Below are 21855 nucleotides of genomic sequence, written 5' to 3'. Positions count from 1 at the left end.
GGTTGCACATTCATGAACGAAAAATATGCCGATGACAGTTTGATGCTTCATACGGACTTATATCAAATCAATATGGTCGAGACGTATTGGGAAGATCGTATGCATGAGCGCCGCGCCGTGTTTGAAGTGTTTTTCCGCAAGCTGCCGTTTGGCAACGGCTATGCGGTGTTCGCTGGGTTGGAGCGCGTCATTCAGTTTTTGCAACAATTCCGCTTCTCCGACAGCGACATCGACTATTTGCGGCATGAGCTTGGCTACCGCGACGACTTTTTAGACTATTTGCGGACGCTTCGTTTCACTGGCACGGTCCGTTCGATGCGAGAAGGGGAAATCGTGTTCGCCAACGAGCCGATTATGCGCATTGAGGCGCCGCTCGCGGAGGCGCAGCTCATCGAAACCGCCATTTTAAACATCATCAATTTCCAGACGCTCATCGCCACGAAAGCGTCACGCATTAAGCATATTCTCGGGGATGAGCCGGCCTTGGAGTTCGGCAGTCGGCGGGCGCAGGAGATGGATGCGGCGCTATGGGGCGCGCGCGCGGCGTATATCGGTGGGATTGAGGCGACATCGAACGTGCGCGCTGGGAAGCTGTTTGGCATTCCGGTCGCCGGAACGCATGCCCATTCGATGATTCAAGCGTATCAGGATGAATACATCGCATTTTTGAAGTATGCACGCCGCCATAAAGACTGCGTATTTCTCGTCGATACGTACGATACGTTGAAGTCGGGGGTGCCAAACGCCATTCGCGTCGCTAAGGAGCTGGGCGACCAAATCAACTTTATCGGCATCCGCATCGACAGCGGCGATCTCGCCTATTTGTCGAAAGAAGCGCGGAAAATGCTCGATGAAGCCGGATTTCCGAACGCGAAAATTTTCGCCTCGAACGATTTGGACGAAGATACGATTTTAAACTTGAAGTCGCAAGGGGCGAAAATTGACGTCTGGGGGATCGGCACGAAGCTGATCACGGCGTACGATCAGCCGGCGCTCGGTGCCGTGTACAAAATGGTGGCGATTGAAAACGAACGCGGTGAGATGGTCGATACGATCAAAATCAGCGGCAATCCAGAGAAAGTGACGACGCCGGGGCTGAAGCGGGTGTACCGCATCGTCAACAAAATCAACCATAAAGCGGAAGGCGACTACATCGCCTTAGAGAGCGAAAACCCGCAGCAAGAAGAGCGGCTGAAAATGTTCCATCCGGTGTACACGTTCATCAGCAAATTCGTCACCAATTTTGAAGCGCGTGATTTGCATGTGACGATCTTCGACAACGGCCGGCTTGTGTATACGTCGCCCCCGCTTTCGGACATTCAAGCGTATGCGAAAGAAAGCTTGCGCTTGTTTTGGGAGGAATACAAACGGACGCTCAACCCTGAGCAATATCCCGTCGATTTGAGCCAAGCGTGCTGGGACAATAAGATGGAAAACATCCGCAAGGTGAAAGAAACGATCGCGCGCATGTCGACGAAAGAGTAACCGACCGCCGGACGCGGACAAGTCGAAAGGCGGATCCGCCTAACTTTCGCGCTGCCGGGCGGCCATTCGATGCTGAACAGAGAAAATCGGGCGTCTCGCCGCGCCTCGTTCGCTGCTTGTGGGGCGGCGGATGCGGCGCGCGGCGAAGGAAAACGTGTCCCGCGGCGAGGCGAGGCACGTTTTCGTTCATGATTAGGAATTTTCGCTTGCCAGTTGTTTGTCGAGTTCATCGACAAGAGCAGTGAAGTGGCGCAAGACGCGCTCGATCGGTTCGGGGCTTGTCATATCCACTCCGGCTCGCTTGAGCAGGCGGATCGGGTCATCGGATGCGCCGGAGCGCAAAAATTGTTTGTACCGCTTCACCGCTTTCCCGCTTTTGTCGGTTTGGATATCGCTCACAATGGCGTACGACGCAGCGAGCGATGTTGCGTATTTGTACACATAAAAGGCGTCATAAAAATGCGGGATGCGCAGCCAGCCCAGCGCCGATCCCGGATCGGCGGCGTATGCTGGACCGTAATACGTTTTGAGCAGGCCAAGCCAAAGATTGTTCAGTTCGTCCGCCGTCAAGCTGCCGCCTTGGCGCACTTTGTCATGGATTATCCGCTCAAATTCGGAATACATCACTTGCGTGTACAACGTGCCGCGGATTTGCTCGATTTGTTCGATGAGCAGGCGGAGCTTTTCCTCTTTTGTTTTCGCCTGTTTGTACAAATAATCGAGCATGAGCCATTCGTTCGCGGTCGATGCCACTTCCGCGGTGAAAATCGAATGGCCGGAATAATGGTACGGCTGCGTGCGGTTCGTGTACACGGAATGCATGGCGTGCCCGAGCTCATGCGCCATCGTCAACACGCTGTCGAGCGACCCGTTGTAATTGAGCAAGATGAACGGATGGGTGTCATACGCTCCCGTGTTATAGCCGCCGGTATATTTTTTCGGACGCGGGTAGACATCAAGCCATCGTTCTTGAAACGCTCGGTGCACCTGTTTGATATAGTCGGCGCCGAGCGGCTTGAGCCCTTCCACTATGAGCGTCTTCGCCGTTTCGACCGGAATCGGTTTCATTGTTTCACCGACAAGCGGCACGTACAAGTCATAGCTATGGACGCGGTCAAGCCCGAGCGCGCGCCGCCGCAGTTCGACATAGCGGTGAAGCGCCGGCAAGTGGCGGCGGGTGGCGGCGATCAAGTGATCAAACACTTCCTTCGGTACGTCATCGGCGGCCAGCGCGGCGGCAAGGCCGGACGGATAGCGGCGCACGTTCGCATACAGTTCGTCCGCTTGGACGGAGGCATACAGCGTCGCGGCCGCGGTTTGTTCAATGGCTTCATAACTTTTGGCTTTCGCTTCAAACGCCGCCTTTCGATAGCGGCGGTCCGGGTGCTCGAGCATGGCGGCGTATTGGTCGTCGGTCAATGTCACCGTTTTTCCGTTCGGCATCTTGACAGACGGCGGCTCGTAATCGCCGCGGGCGGCGTGGTCATAAATGTTCTCCGCTTCGCCGAGCGCCGGCGATAGTTTCGCGAGCAGCTGTTCTTCGCGTTTCGTGAGCGTATGCGGCTTTTGCTCGAGCAACTCATTGAAGTAATGGCGATACGCCTTCAGCGGTTTGCTTTTTTGGAGCTTCCTGAGCGTCCGCTCTGGGAGGGCGAGCAGTTCCGGCTCGATAAACGCTGTTTTCGCCGCATATTGGGCGGCGAGCGCTTCCACTTTTGCCCCGAGCCGGGCCGCCGTTTCATCTTCAATGTTGATATCGCGTTTTAAATGGGCGTAAAGCGACAGTTTTTCCAGCTTGCGGGCCGTTTGTTCGTTTAGGGCGAACAGTTTGGCGATCGTCTTTGCATCGTCAAGCTTCCCTTCAAACGCCGCCAATTTCGGCAAGGCGTTTTGCACCGCCTTATAGTCGCGCATCCATTCGTGTTCGGATGGGTAAATGTCGGCTACATTCCATTCGTATGCGGTTTCGGCGGCTGATGTCGGCCATGGGGAGGCCAAAAGAAGCACGGCGGCGAGCCCAAGGAGCCAGCGCCTCATATCATCACGTCCTTTCCGTTTTTTCCTCTTGTTGGTAGTATGCGCAAGCGGAACGATTTTAGCCAAAAAAAGAAAGGGAGACGATCAATGGAACGAATCCGTTTAGCGGACGATTTGACTTTTTCCCGCCTCATTCACGGCTGTTGGCGGCTTGCGGACTGGGGCTATTCGCGCGAGCAGCTGCTGTCGCTCATTGAATTTTGTCTTGAGCGCGGCATTACGACGTTTGACCATGCTGATATTTACGGCAACTACACGTGCGAATCGCGCTTTGGCGAAGCGCTGGCGTTAAAGCCAAGCTTGCGCGGTCAGATCGAGATCGTGACGAAATGCGGCATCAAGCGGCCGCCAAAATACGGGATGAAATTATATGATACAAGCAAAACCCATATCATCGCCTCGGTCGAGCAGTCGCTGCGGAATTTCCGCACCGATTATATCGATGTCTTGCTCATTCATCGTCCGGATCCGTTCATGAATCCGGAAGAGGTGGCCGAGGCGTTTTGCCAGCTGAAACAGGACGGAAAAGTGCGCTATTTCGGCGTCTCGAACTTTAAACGTTCGCAGTGGGAAATGCTTCAGTCGTATTTGCCGTTTCCGCTCGTGACCAACCAAATCGAAGTATCGGCGTATCGGTTGGAAAATCTTGAAGACGGCACAGTTGACCTTTGCCTTGAGAAGCGCGTTCCGCCAATGGTATGGTCGCCGCTCGCCGGTGGAGCGATTTTTTCCGCTGACGATGACCGGGCGGTGCGGTTGCGCGGCGCGCTTGAACAGGTGCGAGAAGAACTCGGCGCCGAGACGATCGACGAAGTGTTGTATGCGTGGCTCTTCGTTCATCCAGCGCGGATGATGCCGATTGTCGGCTCGGGGAAACAAGAACGCATCGAGCGGGCGGTGCGGGCGCTGTCCTTCCCGCTTTCCCGCGAGCAATGGTTCGCCATTTTGCAAAGCTCCATGGGGCACGATGTGCCGTAAGGGGAAAGGACGATGAAAGTCATTATTGCGGAAAAGCCGGACCAAGGGGCGACGCTCGCCTCGATTTTTCGGACGAAAAAACGGCAAGGCTATATCGAAATTTTGCCGAATGACTTGTTTCCCGACGGGGCGTATATGACATGGGCGATCGGGCATTTGTTCCAGCTCGCAGCTCCTGAGCGGTACCGCCCCGAGTGGAAACGGTGGACGCTCAACACGTTGCCGATCATCCCGGAACGGTTCGAGTATGAGATCGAAAAAGCGAAGGCGAAACAGTTTCAAGTGGTCAAGGAACTGTTGCGAAAGCCGGAAGTGACGGAAATCATCCATGCCGGCGACGCGGGGCGCGAAGGGGAGCTCATTGTGCGCAACATCATCCGCATGAGCGGCGTCAACAAGCCGATCAAGCGGCTTTGGCTGTCATCATTGACCCCGAAGGCGATTGAGGAAGGGTTCCGCCGTTTGCTTGATGAGCAGACGACGCGCCCGCTCTATGAGGAAGCGTACGCCCGCGCCTGCGCTGATTGGCTCGTCGGCATGAACGCCTCGCGCGTGTACAGCCTCTTGCTGAAAGAGCGCGGGATGAATGATGTGTTTTCCGTCGGACGCGTGCAGACGCCGACATTGGCGCTGATCGTCCGGCGTGAGCGGGAAATTGAGCAGTTCCGCCCTGAACCGTTTTGGGAAGTCGTCGCTTCGTTTGTCATCGGCGATAAGCGCTATGAAGGAAAATGGACGGATGAAAACGGCCAAACGCGTCTCAAGGACGAGGAGATGGCGAAAAAGATCGCTGCCTTTTGCCAAGGAAAACGAGCGGAAGTCGCCGACGTCCGCACGGAGCGGAAAACGTATCAGCCGCCGCTGTTGTTCAACTTATCGACGCTGCAGGCGACAGCCAACAAGCTGTACCGCTTCTCGCCGAAAAAGACGCTTGATGTGCTGCAATCGCTCTACCAAAAAGGGATCGTTTCGTATCCTCGTTCCGATTCGATGCATGTGACGAAAGGGGAAGCGGAAACGTTCCCTGCCATTTTGCAAAAGTTGTCATCGTTTCCAGCGTACGCTTCTTATTTTCCGCTGCCGCAGCCGTCGATTTTACAGAATAAACGTTATGTAAACGAGAAAAAAGTCACCGACCACTACGCGATCATCCCGACTGAACAAGTTGTTGCCCCGGAGAAGCTGTCGGACGACGAGCGGAAAGTGTACGATTTAGTCGTTCGCCGCTTGATTGCCGCCCACCACCAGGCGGCGGTCATCGATTATACGACTGTCACGACACTCGTTGACGGTCGGGCTCGCTTCGTTTCGAAAGGAAGACAGGTCGTCGAGGAAGGATGGCGCGCGGTCATCCGCCCGCATGAGGAGGAGAAAGATGCTGTGCTGCCTGCCCTTGAGCGAGGCGAGGCGGGGGAAGCGGCCGCTGTAAAGGTGAAAGAAGGGAAGACCGAGCCGCCGAAACGGTATACAGAAGGCGAACTCATCACCTTGATGAAAACGGCGGGAAAATTTTTGGACGATGAGGAACTGGAAAAAGTGCTCGCCAAAACGGAAGGGCTGGGCACGGAAGCAACAAGGGCGGCGATCATTACCATGCTGAAAGAGCGGAAGTATATTGAAGTGAAAAAGAACCTCGTGTACGCGACCGACAAGGCGAAAGTGTTGATCGAGGCGCTTGGCGGCACGATCCTCGCCTCGCCGGAAATGACGGCGAAATGGGAGCAGCGCTTAAGCGAAATCGGCGAAGGGAGCGCCTCGCCCGCCGCCTTTATGGAACAGGTGAAAAAGTTGGCGCAAAAAGTGGTCGCTGACGCCATCGCCGCCGCGCCAAATTGGAATTTCAGAGAGGTTAACACCGCCTCGATCCAGCGGACAAGGAAGAAAAAAACGATGGGCGAGAAGCTTGGGCCGTGCCCGCTTTGCCGCGGGACCGTCATCGACAAAGGAACGTTGTACGGCTGCGACCAGTACGCGAAAACAAAATGCTCGTTTACGATCTCCAAACGCATTCTCGGCAAGTCGATTTCGGCGGCGAATGTGAAAAAGCTGCTGGCGCAAGGGAAAACAAATGTCATAAAAGGGTTTAAAAAAGGCGGGAAAACGTTTGACGCCATACTCGTTTGGGATGAAAACGAGAAGAAATTGTCGTTTCAGTTTCCGAAGCGGTGACGAAGGCAACAGGCGTTGGGGGACGGGAGGTTTGGCGAAAAGGCGGACCGATGGCGGCCCGCCTTTTTTTGCCCTTTACTCCGTTCGCGGCTCTTGAATCCGCTCCATCAACCGCTCCGGCTCGCTCGGCGCGGCAAAGCCGAACTGCCTGTACAGCCCGTGCGCGTCTTTGGTCGCGAGCATCACCTTGCGGACAGCGGCGACATCAGGATGGGCGAGCACGCATGATAACAGCCATTTCCCGAGACCTTGCCCACGGTATGCTTCATCGATGAACACGTCGCAGAGATAGGCGAACGTCGCCCGGTCGGTGATGACGCGCGCCATGCCGATTTGCCTGTCACCGTGAAAAAGGGAAAAGCAGAGCGAATGGTCAAGCGATTTGACGATCGTTTCGCGGCTGCGCTCATTCGCCCAATACGAGCGGGCGAGGAAGTCAAACACGCGCTCGAGCTGAACGCGGCGGCGTTCCGTCGTCACGGTAAATGGGCCGTTTTCGTAATCGATGATCGTCCACATGATCTGGCCTCCTTTTTCTCAAATGATACACCGAATCGGGTCAAATGGAAATGATTTTCGTTTTTATTAACCATAATAACATTATGTAAACAATAAGCTCCCCCTGGCTCCCTGAAGGCCGGTCAATGGCGGGGCAGCCGGCGGCAGGCAGCAATGCGAGCCGGGCGGTCAGGGTAATCAGTAAACACACCGTCAACGCCCATGGCGCATAGGCGCTCCAGATCGTGCGGAGCGTTGACGGTATAGACGTGAACAATGAGCCCGCGGCCATGGGCGGCGCGCACCCACTCTTCGGTGACGGCCGAAAGCGGCAAGCCGATGCCATCGGCATAGACGGCGATTTGTTGCAGCAGTTCGTCGCGGCCGCTGTGCGCTTCCTTTTCGCCGACCAATTGAATGAGCCGAATGCCGTGCGGGATGAGCGGTCGGAGCGCTTGCAAGCTTTCCGGGTGGAACGATTGAAACATGACGCGGCGCTGTTGCAGGAATCCGTGTTTTTTCAATAGATGGACGACCGCCTCTTCGATGCCGGGCTGTTTCGTTTCGATGTACAACGGGGCTTCCACACGCTCCGCTTTCAGCATCTGAATCACCTCATCAAGCGTCGGGATGCGCTGGCCGGCAAAGCGTGGATGAAACCACGACCCGGCATCCAGCCGCCTCAGTTCAGCGAACGAAAAATCATTTACCCGCCACGGAGCACGGCGCGGGTAGACCGTTTCGGCATTTGTCGTTCGGGCGAGCGTCGCATCATGCAGAGCAACGAGCTTCCCGTCTTTGGCTGCGCGCACATCGACTTCGATATAGTCCGCCTGCATGCGGGCGGCAAGGCGGTAGGATGAGAGCGTATGCTCCGGCGCGTATCCAGACGCGCCGCGGTGGGCGATGATGATCGGTTCAGGGGCAACGGACGGCTGTGAAGCGGTTGATGCGGCGAGGCCGAGCGGCAGCCACAACAAAAACAACACATAAAGCCATTGGCGGAGGGCGGCGGTTCGGCGCAACGTCGTTCCCCCCTTTCTGTTTTGTATCATAATGCCCGGATGCAGCGATTGTAAAGAGTTGGTTAAGACAAGGCAAAACGTGCGGAAAATGTATCTGTATTTTGCCGCATGCAGCAAAATGATATTCGGTTTTCGCGCATAAAGAGCCGATTCGTGCTGCATACTTTGACACTCCACACGCCTAAAGGGCGTGGGATTCTTGGGTCGTTGGCGCCCTCATCCATTTCTGGTTCGGACAACGCCCAAGTTTAGGGGTGTGTCATCACCCCGTCCCATCGGGTTAAGATGTACCCCAATGGGCGGCGCACCTGTGACCAGTGCGCTAGGCGCTCAAGCCCGAAATCGCTTTGGCGATGTTGATGGCGCCATTCAAGTCGGCATGAATCGTATATCCGCATTTTTTGCATTGGAAGTGGATGCCGTTTCGGTTCGCTTTCTCTCGATGCCCGCATCGGCATGTTTGGCTTGTATAGGTCGGCTTCACCCACTCCACCCGAATGCCCGCCATTTCCGCTTTATAGGCAATCATCGTTTGCAGTTGATGAAACGCCCAAGAGTGAAGGCTTCGTCCCGCTTCTTTGGCCGGTGTTGCCCGCTTTCGAATCCCCGTCAACTTTTCCATCCGAATCACGCCAACACCGTTGGCGAGGGCAAAACGGACGATTTGACGGCTGATTTTATGGTTCCTATCCTTCATCCAGCGGGACTCTTTACGGCCGATTTTACGAATCATATGGAGCTTCTTGGCTTTGCCCAACGTTCGCCGCAAAGCCGCATATCGTCGGCGTACAAAGGCGCATTGGTTCCCTTTGAAAAACAACGATTTCGTTCCCACGCTGGCAACGGCAATATAGCGAAGTCCCAAATCAACGCCCATTGCCTTGGTTTCTTCCCGTTGTTGGACTTCAACTGTGATCGCAATAGCGAAGTACCATTTCTTTTTCTTCTTGTAGAGTTTTGCCGCCCCTTGTTTGGCTGTTCCGTCCAACAATCGATTCAGCCATGCTTCTTGATAGGGACGCGTGACCACCGGCACACCGACTCGCTTCTCTAATGTTGGGAATGAAACGGTGTAGAACTCTCCTTTCTTTTCAACCTTTACGTTTTGATTGTTAAAGCAACACCATAATGTTCGAAACTTCTTTGTTTTCTGGTTTTTCTTTTGGGACTTCACTTCTCGAATCGTCTGATTCGCGACGGCAGAAGGAAACCGCTGCGACGAAAACTCTTTAAATAGTTTGCTCGTCGCTTGATTCAGCTCGGGATGATTCAACAGCCAATTCGCAAACGCTGTATTCACTTCTGTCATCCGTTCATACATTTCTTGTTTGACTTTCGTTGGTTTGTGCAGTTCCAGCCTTAGTGTGATCGTGGGCATGGATTCACCTCCTTGCGACGATTACATGATACCGTTTTTTCATAATCATTCAATATAAGAAAACGGCTCGCTTTCATCCCCCCCTAAAGGAGTGGGCTTTCTCGCTCGCAGGTCTGTAAACTGATCCGGACGCTCCATCATGAATTGGTATTGCAATGGACGCGGGTCATGGTCATTCGTCAGCTCCATCACTTCCCCCGGCTTCAAACTGTCAAACAGCCGAAAAATTGCCGGATGGCGATCGCGCGGCGGATAGTCCGGGGCGTGGATTTTTGCGGCAAATTGGTTCATAACATTGGCCTCCTTTGTAGTATAATGAATTATATACTTTATCATAACCGCTTGAACCTTGGGGGGTAGTGACGAGCGTCACAGCCCGAAGGTGAACATGTTCAATCCCCATGAAAGGAGAAATGGCGGTTGGAAGAGCTTGTTGGCTTTTGCGCGCAATGCGGCAAGCCGATCCATTGTCTGCATGGGTTTTTAAACGGCGTCGTCAGCCGAGAAACAGAGACGTTGTACTGCTTTCCATGCCATGACAAACAAAAGGAAAACGAACACGCCAAGCCAGACAAATGCCACAAGTAATTGAAAACGTTCACAAATGAAATGCACAGCGGAATCCCGCTGTGCGTTTTTGTTATTCTTCCTCCGCCAAATTCGCCACCGGCAGCTCTTCTCCCTCTCCATGCGTCGGTTTGCGCAAATGGAACATCGCTTTGATGGCAAAGGCAAGCAGCGCGACGACGCTGATTAAAAAGATCGTATCCGGAACGAAGCGGACAAGCAGCAAGTTTTGGACAATGTCTTGCTTGAGGAACGAAGGCGAACGCGACGCCCAATAGCCGTGTTCGAACGCTTCTTTGATTTGCAATATCCCGACCGGGAGAAGCGTGATGAGAACCATGCCAGCCAGGCCGATGTTCAGCATCCAGCATGAGAATTTCAGCCATTTGTCGTTCCACACTTCCGGTTTGACGATGTTGCGCAGCGATTGACACTCCACACGCCTAAAGGGCGTGGGATTCTTGGGTCGTTAGCGTCCTCATCCATTTCTGGTTTGGACAACGCCCAAGTTCGGGGGTGTGTCATCACCCCGTCCCATCGGGTTAGGATGTACCCCAATGGGCGGCGCACCTGTGACCAGTGCGCTAGGTTAGGCGGCGAAGCCCGAAATCGCTTTGGCGATGTTAATGGCGCCATTCAAGTCGGCATGGAGGGTGTATCCGCACTTTTGGCATCGGAAGCGGATGCCGTTTCGGTTCGCTTTCTCTCGATGCCCGCATCGGCATGTTTGGCTCGTGTAGGTCGGCTTCACCCACTCCACCCGAATGCCCGCCATTTCCGCTTTATAGGCAATCATCGTTTGCARTTGATGAAACKCCCARGAATGGAGRCTTCGTCCTGCTTCTTTTGCAGAAGCGGCTCGTTTCCGAATCCCCGTCAAATCTTCCATCCGAATCACGCCAACACCGTTGGCGAGGGCAAAGTGGACGATTTGACGGCTGATTTTATGGTTCATATCCTTCATCCAGCGGGACTCTTTACGGCCGATTTTGCGAATCATATGGAGCTTCTTGGCTTTGCCTAACTTTCGCCGCAGAGCCGCATATCGTCGGCGAATGAAGGCGCATCGGTTCCCTTTGAAAAACAACGATTTCGTTCCTACGCTGGCAACGGCGATATAACGAAGTCCCAAATCAACGCCCATTACCTTGGTTTCTTCCCGTTGTTGGACTTCAAATGTGATCGCAACAGCCAAGTACCATTTCTTTCTCTTTTTGTAGAGCTTGGCTGCCCCTTGTTTGGCGGTTCCATTAAGCAGCCGATTCAGCCATGCTTCTTGATAGGGACGCGTGACCACCGGCACGCCAATTCGCTTCTCCAGTGTGGGGAATGAAACCGTGTAGAACTCTCCCTTCTTTTCCACCTTTACGTTTTGATTGTTAAAGCAACACCATAATGTTCGAAACTTCTTTGTTTTCTGGTTTTTCTTTTGAGACTTCACTTCTCGAATCGTTTGATTCACGACGGCAGAAGGAAACCGTTGCGACGAAAACTCTTTAAAAATTTTGCTCGTCGCTTGATTCAGTTTAGGATGATCCAACAGCCAATTCGCAAACGCTGTATTCACTTCTGTCATCCGTTCATACATGTCTTGTTTGACTTTCGTTGGTTTGTGCAGTTCCAGCCTTAGTGTGATCGTCGGCATGAATTCACCTCCTGGCGACGATGATAGGATACCGTTTTTTTTTAGAATCATTCCATATAAGAAAACGGCTCGCTTTCATCCCACCCCTAAAGGAGCGGGCTTTCTCGCTCGCAGGTCTGTAACCAGCAAGCTTGTCGGATAGGAAGCGCTTACACTCCTCCGCGAGCGGTTCAAGCGGCACGCTCAGCACGACAAATGCTTTTGCCGTTTCGCCCCACTCCGGATGCGGCACGCCGATGACGGCGACGTCCGCGATCGCCGGATGCGTTCGCAGCACATCTTCCACTTCTTTCGGGTAAATATTCACACCGCCGGAAATAATGACGTCCTTCTTCCGGTCGACGATCCAAATGTAGCCGTCTTCGTCGCGGCGCGCCAAATCGCCGGTGTATAGCCATCCATTTTTGATCGCTTCATTCGTTTTTTCCTCGTCTTTGTAATATCCTTTCATCACGCTCTCGCCGCGCAGCACGATCTCCCCGACCTCGCCGGGCGCGACTTCCTGTCCGTTTTCGTCCACAATCGCCACTTCGCAATGGAGGGCGGCATAGCGGCCGACGCTTCCCGCTTTCTCCGCATGCTCCTCAGGCGCCAAGTACGTGCCGTTCGGGCCGGCTTCGGTCAAACCGTATAAACACATCATCCGCTCGGCACCAAAGCAGTCGGCGACAAACCGCACTTCCTCGCGCGACAGCGGCGCCCCGCCGTACATCCAACAACGGACCAAAGAAAGGTCGTATTCAGCAAACCGCGGATGCTTCACCGCGTCCGACAGCAAGCCGAGCCAATGACGAAGCCAAGCGATTGACCATGCGGTTGACCTCGGCATACGACAGCGCTGATTCTCCTTCTATGACCGCCGTTTTCTCTGGAAATTTCCTCGCATTGCGGGCGAGCAATTCGGAAATGTTCATCCACCCGATTCCTCCCATTCACACAACCGTTTTTCAAAATCGGAAAGCAGCGCTTCCATCTCCGCCTTCAGCTGCAGCAAATCTTCAATCCTCTCGTCCACCTCCTTCAGTTTTCGGCGTCCGTATTCCACCGTTTTTTCAAGCTGTTTCTTCCCCGTGCGATCCTCATCAAACAGCGCAATCATCTCATGAATTTCGTCAAGCGAAAAGCCGAACCGTTTGCCGCGCAAAATGAGCTTGAGTTTCGCCCGCTCCTTTTTCGTATACAGCCGCTGCCCTGACTCGGTCCGAATCGGGGAGAGCAATCCGCGTTCTTCATAATAGCGGATCGTCCGTGTGCTCACATCAAACTCGTGCGCCAAATCGGAAATGGTGAAATAGTGCATGGCCATCCCTTTTCTAGAATCAATATTCTGAATTTTATTTTAATTGACGTTGACGTAAAAGTCAACGGATATGAAAGCAAAGAAACCATCATCCTCCCTTCTCTGTGTCCATTCTCTCCGCCATCCAACCATCAATATAAAAAAATGGATCTGGGAGTCGCCGGCGAAAGGTGAGCATCCCGAGCCAATGCAAGGAAAGAAACAGTCAACCGAACGCTGGAGTCATAAACACTGGAACGCTTCCCCATCATTCACGGCGGCCAGAAGCGAATCGAGCGGCATGATGCTCGTCGATATACTGCCGATCACCGCCGATATCTTGGCCAAATAGCCATGACCAAAGAAAAAAAGCCCCCGTCTAGGGAGCCGTTTCCTCACCCGCCCGCCCCGGTGTAAAAGCGCAAGGCAAACCGCCAAAAGCGACGGGCCAGCCATAAAAAGAGAATGGCCGCAGCCAAAGCCGCCAGCGCTGTCGGGATGCGCCATTTTCCAAGCAGCGCCAAAGCCGGCGTATTGGTGATCAACACCGCCGGCAAGATGTAGGTAATCACCAACCGCACCGCCCCGCGGTACATGCTGCCGGGAAAGCGGGCCGTATCAAAAAACGAATCGAAAATAAACGACAAGTCATCGATGCGCACGACCCAAAACGAGGTCGTCATCAACATCATCCATAGCGAATAAATAAGCAAAAGAGAAGCGGCCATCACGATCAGAAACATGCATACGTCGGCCGCCGATGGCACGTAGCGTTCAACATACAAGCCGAAGCCGATGACGCCGATGCCAAGCGCCACATCGATAAGCCGCCAAAAGACAAGGTGGCGGAAGCTGACGTAAAACATGCTGTCGACCGGTTTCGTCAAAATATAATCGAGCGTGCCGCGCCTGACATGCTCAAGCAGCCTTGGCATGTTCGGGCGGAGCGCAAAATCGATGAATCCGCGCAGCGTATTAAAGACGCCGAGCAGCACAAGCACTTCCCCATACGTCCAGCCGCCTAAGCGATCCGTCTGGTAAAAAAAGATATGGACGGTCAACAGAGCGATTGCGATGCCAAAAAAGCTGGCGATAAAATTGCCGAAAAATTCGCTCCGGTATTCCATTTCCTCGACCAAACAAGCGCGGAAAAACTCGCGGAACACCCGCCCGTATCGCCGCATGTTCATCCACCTACCGCCTGATTTTTTCTCATCCCCGCTTTCCACAGCCATTGCAAAGCACCAATCAGCGCCATCATCCACCCGGCGGCGATCGCAAAGCCGCGCGCCAACTCTCCTCCATCCGCCGCCCCGGTGGCGATTTCGATCGGAAAACTGATCATATAGCGAAACGGCAGCCACTCGCTCCATTCGCGAAGCTGCGGCGGAAGCAGCCCAAGCGGCGCGATCCGTCCTGACAAAAACAACGAAATGACGTCGATCACGCCGTACACAGCCGCCACTTTCGTCATCCAAAACGCAAGCAACCCGCACGAGTAACTAAGCAAAAAACGAAGCGCCGCACCCAATACAACCGCCATCAAAAACAACATGATTTGACTTGCCGTCATGTGAGGACGAAGCGCCGGCCAAAATGTCGCTGCCACTACCCAGACAGGCACTAAAATGACGGCAAACAGCCATTTATAAATGATGTTTTCCGCGATCGCCCAATGGATCGGGTGAAGCGGCCTAAGCAGCAAATTCGAAAACGTCCCTTCGCGAATTTCACGGTCCAGCTCCCATACATCCCACGCGCTCGTCATTCGTTCGACAAAAATGACGGCCATAAAATAAAAGACAAACGAATCGCTCTCTTCCGGATGAATGTTCATCCAGACAAACATCGTGATCAGCGGCTGCGTGATCGCACCCGTCATCCAGACGAACGTCGCCAAACGATACGCGAGCATTTCGATGTATTTCATCCGCAACAAAGCGATATATTTGCGAATCATACACGCTCCTCCTGAAACGCGCGCGTAATCACTTCCTCAAGCGGCGGGTCTTCAATATTGATGTCGCGGACATCAAACCGCTCTAATAACCGCGCTGCTGTCCCCGCCGCCTTCTCGCGCGCCACCCGCAATACGACTGTTCCTTCTTCGATTTCCGCCACTTCGCCATACTCTCCCCAATCCATGTCCGGAACCCGTGAAAACCGGACTTCCAATCGCTTGTACGGCGCCAGCTTCTCCGTCAGCACTGACAGTTCCCCGTCGTAAATCAATCGCCCGTAGTTGATGATCATCACCCGGTCGCAAAGCGCTGCAACATCACCCATGTAATGCGATGTCAACAAAATCGTCGTCTCGTGCTCCCGATTGTAGTCAACGATAAAGCGACGCACGTTTTCTTGCGTATGAACGTCAAGCCCGATCGTCGGCTCATCCAAAAACAACACTTGCGGCCGATGCAAAAGCGCCGCCGCCAGCTCGCAGCGCATCCGCTGCCCGAGCGACAGACTGCGCGTCGGCTTGTCCAACAGCGGCGCCAAGTCGAGCAGTTCCGTCAATTCCTCGAGCGTCTGGCGGAAAGCCCGATCGTCGATGTCATAAATGGCTTTATTGACCAAAAACGTCTCCATCGGCGGGATGTCCCAAATGAGCTGGCTTTTTTGCCCCATCACCAAGCTCATCATTTTTTTAAACTCCGGCTTTTGCTCAAACGGCACAAACCCGCCGACCGTGATCTCTCCTGATGTCGGATGCAAGAGGCCAGCAAGCATTTTCATCGTCGTCGTTTTCCCCGCCCCGTTTGGACCTAAAAAGCCGACAATCTCCCCTTTTTCAATCGTAAACGAAACGTCCTTCACCGCCTCAATGACGCGGTAGTCGCGCCGCCATAAACTGCGCGCCGCCTCAAGCCATCCCGCTTCGCGGCGATGGACGCGGAACGATTTATGCAAATGGCTGACACGGATCACCATGTTCATCCTCCAGTATGTGCATACTACTGACATTCTTTTGTTATATCACATTCGAAGGACGCGCCGCAAAGAAAAACGTTTCGTCATCTTTCTTCTATCATCTCTTTCTTTCGTCATGTATAATAGAAGGAGAATCGAACCAGAAAGGGGATTGTCGAATGGGAGCGATCTCAAATGAAATGATTTGGCAAGCGATTAAAGAACTTGCCGAGCAGCTGCAACAAACAAATAGACAAGTACAACAACTTAGCCAACAGGTGCAACAAACGAACGAGCAAGTCGAACAACTTGGCGAACAGGTACAGCAGCTTCACAACCAAGTGCAGCAACTCAACCATCAAGTACAGCAAACCCATGAGCAAGTCGAGCAGCTCGCCAAACAAGCACAGCAAACCAATGAACAACTCAACCAATTAAGCCAGCAAGTGGCCGACATGGACAAACGGCTCACCGATGTCGCCAACGGCCAAAAAATTTTGGTCGAAGAGCTGTTTGAAAACAAAAAGGAGATCAAGCGCGTCAAAACGGCGCTCAATATGTACTAGACGTCAGTCCGCTCCATTTCCTTGATCTCTTCGACGTTTAACGCTTGTTCCATATCCTGTGTGAACATAGCCATCATCAAACAACATTCCCCTGCTTACGTCATACTAAAACTCCGAATCATCTTCGCCGCAAATGAAGCCCGGAAGGTTCTCCTAAACGGATCTTCCGGACTTTCTCATCATGAAAACGGACACGGTCTCGTCTCATCGGCCCAACACCCCTTTCACCATCGTCCGCTCCTCAATCACCGATGGATTTCCAAACTAGCCTAGTCCGCTTGCTTTCTTCCATGCCCCCGACTCCTTTACTTATAATCACTAATACATAGAAAGGTTGTTATTAAGCGTCGTCACTTAATAACAACCTTTCGCACGTTTCAAGAAAAGGACTTCAGCTTATCTGCGTCTTCGCCGCCAGCGTCTTCGCCAGCTCGAGGAAAAAGTCGAGCGCCTCTGGATTGGCCATTGAGCCCGGGTTGACTGCCTTTTCGAGCGGGAAGCCTAAGAGCAGTTTCCGGATCGGAATCTCCATTTTCTTGCCGTTTAGCGTTTTCGGAATTTGCTTCACCTCGTAAATTTCATCTGGAACAAAGCGCGGCGAGACGTGTTGCCGAATCGATTGGCGGATGCGTTCTTTCAGCTCGTCATCGAGCACTGCGCCCGGCTTGAGGACGACAAACAGCGGCATAAACGATTGCTTGCCCATCATTTCCAAATCGACAATGAGGCTTTCGAACACCCCGTCGACCGCTTCGACCGCACGGTAAATTTCGCTCGTGCCCATGCGGACGCCGGCGCGGTTGATCGTCGAGTCGGAGCGTCCGTAAATGACGCATCCCCCTTGTTCGTCAATTTTAATCCAGTCGCCGTGCTTCCAAACGCCTGGGTACGTATCAAAATAGCTGTTCCGGTACCGTTCGCCGTCTGGATCGTTCCAGAAAAAGAGCGGCATCGACGGCATTGGTTTTGTGATGACAAGTTCACCGACTTCATTGACAAGCGGCCGACCGTTTTCGTCAAATGCCTGCACATCCGCGCCCAACGCGCGGCACGAGAGGACGCCGGCGCGCACCGGCAAAATGGGGGAGCCGACGACAAACGCGGTGCACACATCCGTTCCCCCGCTGCATGACGCTAGACAAATATCGTCCTTGACGTTTTCATACACCCATGCGAACCCTTCGACCGTAAGCGGCGAACCGGTCGAGAGCACGGCCTTCAGCTTTGACAAGTCATATTGCTCTTTTGGCTTCAGGCCGAGCTTCATGCAGACGTTAATAAATGCCGCGCTTGTGCCAAAATGGGTGATGCCCGCCTTTTCGGCCAAATCCCATAGGACGTTGCCGTCTGGATACGTCGGGCTGCCGTCATAGAGCACGATGGTCGACCCGGCCAGCAGTCCGCCGATCAAAAAGTTCCACATCATCCATCCAGTCGTCGTAAACCAGAAAAACGTGCTGTCTTTCGTCAAGTTTTCTGAAATAGTCAATGCTTTCAAATGTTCAAGCAAAATGCCGCCATGCCCTTGGACGATCGGCTTCGGCAAACCGGTCGTTCCCGAAGAATACAAAATCCAAAGCGGATGGTCAAACGGAACGTCTTCATAGACGAGCTCCGCCTTGTCCGCCACGACATCATCCCACAGCACGACGCCCTCATCCGGTGCTTCCATCTGCCCGCGCCAATACGGAAGCAGCACTGTCTTTTTCAATGACGGCAATTTGGCGCGCAATTCGGATACGACCGGCATTTTGTCAAACTCTTTGCCGTTGTATTGGCAGCCATCGACCGCAAACAAGACAGTCGGCTCGATTTGCGCGAACCGGTCAATGACGCTGCCGGCGCCAAAATCCGGCGAGCAGCTTGACCAAATGGCGCCGATCGAGGCGCACGCCAAAAACGCCATCACCGTCTCGGGAATGTTCGGCATATAGGCGACGACGCGGTCGCCGCGCTTCACTCCCATCGCTCGCAATGCTTTGGCGATCGCCGCCGTTTTTTCGGTCAGCTCCTGCCATGACACTTCCCGGTACGGCACGCGTTCCGAACGAAAAATGATGGCCGGGCGGTTGGCGCGCGCATGCCGGAAAATATGTTTCGCATAGTTGAGCGTAGCGCCTGGAAACCACCCCGCCCCTGGCATCTTCCGCTCCCGCAGCACACACTCATACGGCGTTGCCGCCTGAACACCGCAATATTCCCAAACGGTTTCCCAAAATGACTCAAGCTCCTCGACCGACCATGTCCACAGCTCGCGGTATGAAGAGAAGGAGAGCCCTTTATGTTCTCTCAACCAATCCATATATCGATGAAGGTTGGAGCTCTTGATTTGTTCCTCCGTCGGCTGCCAAAGAATCGTCCCTTCCGTAATCGCTTTCATTTCATCGTGCGTCAATGGACGCCGTCACCGCCTTTCTGCCGATAGTTTGTTCAGACTATTCATATAATAACATGATTTCCTACTGTTTTGAATAGTTGTTGGTTCGACAACTCTGTCAGAAAAAGATGAAACAAATTTGTTGACAACAGCGAGGCGACTGGAATATGATAAACACAAAAGTTGGTCTAAGTAAAAAAAATGTCTTTTATAAAAAATATTAACCGGAGGGAAACTTTTATGGCACAAGGAAAACGTTGCCGCCTCTCCGATATGAAACCGGGCGATCGATTTCGCATCGAAAAGGTTGATGTTCCTGATCCTATGTTAAAAAGGCGGTTGCTTGATTTGGGATTTGTGCCCGGCGGGGAAGTGAAGGTTGGACAAAGAAGCCCGCTTGGCGACCCGACCGCCTATCGCGTTTGTGGAACGACGATCGCATTAAGGAAAGAAGAAAGTGACTATATTTACGGGGAGAAGATCAGCCATGACTGATATGACGTATACGATTGCCTTAATGGGAAATCCAAACACCGGCAAAAGCACGTTGTTCAACGTCTTAACGGGCCTGCGCCAACATACCGGCAACTGGCCCGGGAAAACGGTCACTCATGCCGAAGGAGAATGCCGCCACCGCGGCACATTGTACCGGATCGTCGACTTGCCGGGAACGTATTCGCTCTATTCCAATTCAGCCGATGAAGAGGTGGCGCGCGATTTTCTCCTGTTTCAACGTCCTGACGTCACGGTCGTTGTGGTCGACGCTACGGCATTAGAGCGCAACCTAAATCTGGCGCTTCAAGTATTGGAAATGACCGACCGCGTCATTATCGCCATCAATTTGATGGATGAAGCCAAAAAGAGAGGCATCCTGATCAATACAAAAAAATTAGCAACCCGACTCGGCGTGCCGGTCGTGCCGATCTCGGCCCGCAACCGGGAAGGAATCGATGCACTGCTTGATACGGTGGATGCCATGGCGCATGGCCGCATCAACACCAACCCGCTTTCCATCCGGTACAGTCCGGAAATCGAACGAGGCATTGCCAAACTTCTTCCACTCGTTAAAGAAGTGATGGGAGACACGTATCCTGCTCGCTGGATTGCTCTTCGTCTCCTTGACGGCGATACATCGCTGCTTCAAGCGCTGAAACAGCCGCCGCAACCATTGATCAAGGAGGGGAACGCGTATGCCTGCTGCGGATCCATCAAATCGATTTGACCGCTTAATGACAGAAGCGAAATCATTGGCGCCGGACAATGTGCGCGAGCAAATCGTTGCCGCCATCTTTCAAACATCGGCCGAGCTTTATCGGGAATGTGTCACCCATACAAACAGCGTGAAACGTGATCGAACGGAACAGATTGACCGGATCGTCACATCGAAGCGGTGGGGATTTCCAATTATGCTGGCGCTGCTCGCCGCTGTCCTTTACGTGACCATCGCCGGCGCCAACGTATTTTCCGATTCGCTCGCCCGCTTGTTCGGGACAATCGAAACGTATCTCACCATGGCCTTTCAAGTGATTCACGCCCCCGACTGGCTGCACGGCCTCATTGTACTTGGCCTATACCGCGGCACGGCTTGGGTCGTCAGCGTAATGCTGCCGCCGATGGCGATTTTCTTTCCCGTATTCGCTTTGCTCGAAAATTACGGCTACTTGCCGCGTGTCGCCTTTAACATGGATCGCTTGTTTAAAAAAGCGGGGGCACACGGCAAACAATCACTGACGATGGCCATGGGCTTCGGCTGCAACGCGGCGGCCATCATGTCGACGCGCATTATCGAATCACCGCGCGAACGAATGCTGGCCATTTTGACCAACAACTTCGTCCCCTGCAATGGACGCTGGCCGACGCTGATCCTGCTTTCTTCCTTATTTATGGCAGCCGGCTATACAGGCGGATGGAAAACGTTCGTTACGGCGGGTGTGGTCGTCGCCATGGTGTTGTTTGGCATCATCGTCACGTTGACCGTTTCATGGGTCTTATCCAAGACGGCCTTGCGCGGCATTCCGACCCATTACACTCTGGAGCTGCCGCCGTACCGACGCCCGAAAATCATGGAGACGATCATCCGGGCCACCCTCGACAAATCACTCTATGTGCTGAAACGGGCGGTAACGGTTGCGGCGCCGGCCGGCATTCTGACATGGGTGCTCGGCAACGTTCACGTGGGAGATACGACCGTGCTGGCGTATTTAGCCGACTGGCTTGACCCATTTGCCAAAGCATTGGGATTGGATGGCTACATTTTGATGGCGTTCATTTTAGGCTTGCCAGCCAATGAAATTGTCGTGCCGATTTTGCTGATGGGCTATTTATCCGCGGGGGCGCTCACTGAAGTCGATGGCCTGCATTCTCTAAAACAAATTTTGCTCGACCACGGCTGGACGTGGCTCACCGCCCTCAATATGATGCTGTTTTCCTTGCTTCACTACCCATGCGGCACGACGCTCGTCAACATTTACAAAGAAACGAAAAGCGCGAAATGGACGTTCGTCGCCTTTGCCTTGCCGACAGCGATTGCCATTGCGGTCACCTTTACGACCGCACAGCTGGCGAGATGGTTGGGGCTTATTTGATCTCTTCTCGAGACTGGCTTAACAGGCTGTCCCGCTCCGAACTTTCTCCTCTCACCTTCTGTTTCAAGAGGAGAGGCTTCTCAGTAAGTAGTGCCGACAATAAAGAAGGATGTCCCGCTTTTTTTGAGGACATCCTTCATGTTTGGCATCGATGTTCCTTGCTAACACCTGCGGATCATATAGAGCCTTCTTGACAAGCCTTCGAACCTTCCGGCCATAAAACGTATAATTGTTGCGCTCACCCTTTGCCTCATAAAGACCTGGTCGGCGTGGAGGCTCAACTTTTTCGAGGTGTTTCCATCCGATGGGCAAACAACGATTCCTATGCTGATTGTAGGGTGCCCAGCGCTGTCTTT

21 protein-coding genes and 2 pseudogenes are annotated in these 21855 nt (G+C 53.4%); 9 read left to right on the top strand and 14 right to left on the bottom strand.

Translation table 11 applies throughout. The features are described from left to right. The first annotated feature begins 12 nt into the window (after positions 1 to 12). Complete coding sequence (locus B1A75_RS11735) at positions 13 to 1485, top strand: nicotinate phosphoribosyltransferase (RefSeq protein WP_011231309.1); 1473 nt, start codon at positions 13 to 15, stop codon at positions 1483 to 1485. A gap of 192 nt (positions 1486 to 1677) precedes the next feature. Here the strand turns inward: B1A75_RS11735 and pepF are convergent, their stop codons facing one another. Continuing rightward, positions 1678 to 3522, bottom strand: coding sequence for an oligoendopeptidase F (gene pepF / locus B1A75_RS11730; protein WP_074044431.1), 1845 nt, complete (start codon positions 3520 to 3522; stop codon positions 1678 to 1680). An 87-nt stretch (positions 3523 to 3609) separates the two neighbouring features. Here pepF and B1A75_RS11725 point away from each other — a divergent pair, with 87 nt between their 5' ends. Then, a complete protein-coding gene (locus tag B1A75_RS11725; RefSeq protein ID WP_074044432.1) occupies positions 3610 to 4500 on the top strand; it encodes an aldo/keto reductase in 891 nt (296 codons plus the stop codon). A 12-nt stretch (positions 4501 to 4512) separates the two neighbouring features. Then, positions 4513 to 6669 carry a DNA topoisomerase III gene (locus B1A75_RS11720; RefSeq protein ID WP_074044433.1) on the top strand — a complete coding sequence of 719 codons (2157 nt, stop codon included), beginning with the start codon at positions 4513 to 4515 and terminating at the stop codon, positions 6667 to 6669. A 75-nt stretch (positions 6670 to 6744) separates the two neighbouring features. Here B1A75_RS11720 and B1A75_RS11715 read toward each other — a convergent pair whose 3' ends face one another. The 4 genes from B1A75_RS11715 to B1A75_RS11700 form a co-directional block, all read right to left on the bottom strand. Beyond that, positions 6745 to 7188: a GNAT family N-acetyltransferase gene (locus B1A75_RS11715; protein ID WP_074044434.1), complete on the bottom strand. Its 444-nt coding sequence runs from the start codon at positions 7186 to 7188 to the stop codon at positions 6745 to 6747. Positions 7189 to 7310: 122 nt separating this feature from the next. Next, positions 7311 to 8222 (bottom strand): glycerophosphodiester phosphodiesterase family protein, encoded by a 912-nt coding sequence (locus tag B1A75_RS11710; RefSeq protein WP_139268078.1) that lies wholly within the window; start codon positions 8220 to 8222, stop codon positions 7311 to 7313. Between the two features lie 292 nt (positions 8223 to 8514). Then, positions 8515 to 9570: an RNA-guided endonuclease TnpB family protein gene (locus tag B1A75_RS11705; protein WP_079936239.1), complete on the bottom strand. Its 1056-nt coding sequence runs from the start codon at positions 9568 to 9570 to the stop codon at positions 8515 to 8517. 45 nt (positions 9571 to 9615) lie between these two features. Then, positions 9616 to 9861: a DUF2249 domain-containing protein gene (locus B1A75_RS11700; protein ID WP_239691183.1), complete on the bottom strand. Its 246-nt coding sequence runs from the start codon at positions 9859 to 9861 to the stop codon at positions 9616 to 9618. Between the two features lie 129 nt (positions 9862 to 9990). Here B1A75_RS11700 and B1A75_RS19920 point away from each other — a divergent pair, with 129 nt between their 5' ends. Beyond that, positions 9991 to 10158, top strand: a complete 168-nt coding sequence (locus B1A75_RS19920; RefSeq protein WP_167367365.1) for a hypothetical protein — start codon at positions 9991 to 9993, stop codon at positions 10156 to 10158. Between the two features lie 52 nt (positions 10159 to 10210). On the opposite strand, the pseudogene B1A75_RS11695 reads toward B1A75_RS19920, so the two are convergent. The 5 genes and pseudogenes from B1A75_RS11695 to B1A75_RS11680 form a co-directional block, all read right to left on the bottom strand. Beyond that, a pseudogene (locus tag B1A75_RS11695) lies at positions 10211 to 10564 on the bottom strand (nitric-oxide reductase large subunit); the annotation flags it as partial. Positions 10565 to 10726: 162 nt separating this feature from the next. Beyond that, complete coding sequence (locus B1A75_RS11690; RefSeq protein ID WP_079936238.1) at positions 10727 to 11782, bottom strand: RNA-guided endonuclease TnpB family protein; 1056 nt, start codon at positions 11780 to 11782, stop codon at positions 10727 to 10729. A gap of 115 nt (positions 11783 to 11897) precedes the next feature. Further along, positions 11898 to 12542: pseudogene (locus B1A75_RS11685) on the bottom strand (AMP-binding protein); the annotation flags it as partial. Beyond that, a complete protein-coding gene (locus B1A75_RS20295; protein WP_239691214.1) occupies positions 12523 to 12696 on the bottom strand; it encodes an AMP-binding protein in 174 nt (57 codons plus the stop codon). The gene B1A75_RS20295 and the pseudogene B1A75_RS11685, both read right to left, overlap by 20 nt. After that, positions 12693 to 13082: a MerR family transcriptional regulator gene (locus B1A75_RS11680; protein ID WP_074043441.1), complete on the bottom strand. Its 390-nt coding sequence runs from the start codon at positions 13080 to 13082 to the stop codon at positions 12693 to 12695. The genes B1A75_RS20295 and B1A75_RS11680 overlap by 4 nt, the downstream gene beginning before the upstream one ends. Positions 13083 to 13152: 70 nt before the next feature. Between B1A75_RS11680 and B1A75_RS11675 the strand changes: the two genes are divergently transcribed. Continuing rightward, positions 13153 to 13413 (top strand): hypothetical protein, encoded by a 261-nt coding sequence (locus tag B1A75_RS11675; protein WP_239691215.1) that lies wholly within the window; start codon positions 13153 to 13155, stop codon positions 13411 to 13413. A 43-nt stretch (positions 13414 to 13456) separates the two neighbouring features. Here the strand turns inward: B1A75_RS11675 and B1A75_RS11670 are convergent, their stop codons facing one another. Genes B1A75_RS11670 through B1A75_RS11660 form a run of 3 tightly spaced genes read right to left on the bottom strand, consistent with a single transcriptional unit; the run spans position 13457 to position 15989 of the window. Continuing rightward, positions 13457 to 14245, bottom strand: coding sequence for an ABC transporter permease (locus tag B1A75_RS11670; protein ID WP_011230985.1), 789 nt, complete (start codon positions 14243 to 14245; stop codon positions 13457 to 13459). A 2-nt stretch (positions 14246 to 14247) separates the two neighbouring features. Beyond that, the gene (locus B1A75_RS11665) at positions 14248 to 15021 is read right to left on the bottom strand and encodes an ABC transporter permease (RefSeq protein WP_023634112.1); all 774 of its coding nucleotides are present in this window, start codon (positions 15019 to 15021) and stop codon (positions 14248 to 14250) included. Next, complete coding sequence (locus tag B1A75_RS11660) at positions 15018 to 15989, bottom strand: ABC transporter ATP-binding protein (protein ID WP_011230983.1); 972 nt, start codon at positions 15987 to 15989, stop codon at positions 15018 to 15020. The genes B1A75_RS11665 and B1A75_RS11660 overlap by 4 nt, the downstream gene beginning before the upstream one ends. A gap of 161 nt (positions 15990 to 16150) precedes the next feature. Here B1A75_RS11660 and B1A75_RS11655 point away from each other — a divergent pair, with 161 nt between their 5' ends. Next, complete coding sequence (locus B1A75_RS11655; protein ID WP_074043444.1) at positions 16151 to 16537, top strand: hypothetical protein; 387 nt, start codon at positions 16151 to 16153, stop codon at positions 16535 to 16537. A gap of 391 nt (positions 16538 to 16928) precedes the next feature. Here B1A75_RS11655 and B1A75_RS11650 read toward each other — a convergent pair whose 3' ends face one another. Then, entirely contained in the window at positions 16929 to 18917 is a 1989-nt protein-coding gene (locus B1A75_RS11650) for an acetoacetate--CoA ligase (protein WP_176202412.1), read from the bottom strand. Positions 18918 to 19154: 237 nt separating this feature from the next. Between B1A75_RS11650 and B1A75_RS11645 the strand changes: the two genes are divergently transcribed. The 3 genes from B1A75_RS11645 to B1A75_RS11635 are packed head-to-tail and all read left to right on the top strand — an operon-like array spanning position 19155 to position 21499. Beyond that, a complete protein-coding gene (locus B1A75_RS11645) occupies positions 19155 to 19409 on the top strand; it encodes a FeoA family protein (protein WP_011230980.1) in 255 nt (84 codons plus the stop codon). Beyond that, positions 19402 to 20136, top strand: coding sequence for a FeoB small GTPase domain-containing protein (locus tag B1A75_RS11640; RefSeq protein ID WP_074043445.1), 735 nt, complete (start codon positions 19402 to 19404; stop codon positions 20134 to 20136). The genes B1A75_RS11645 and B1A75_RS11640 overlap by 8 nt, the downstream gene beginning before the upstream one ends. Then, positions 20105 to 21499 carry a nucleoside recognition domain-containing protein gene (locus tag B1A75_RS11635; protein WP_079936236.1) on the top strand — a complete coding sequence of 465 codons (1395 nt, stop codon included), beginning with the start codon at positions 20105 to 20107 and terminating at the stop codon, positions 21497 to 21499. The genes B1A75_RS11640 and B1A75_RS11635 overlap by 32 nt, the downstream gene beginning before the upstream one ends. The last annotated feature ends 356 nt before the right edge of the window (positions 21500 to 21855 follow it).

The sequence above is a fragment of the Geobacillus sp. LEMMY01 genome (assembly GCF_002042905.1).
GTDB lineage: Bacteria > Bacillota > Bacilli > Bacillales > Anoxybacillaceae > Geobacillus > Geobacillus proteiniphilus.
This window is presented reverse-complemented; position numbering and strand designations above follow the sequence as displayed.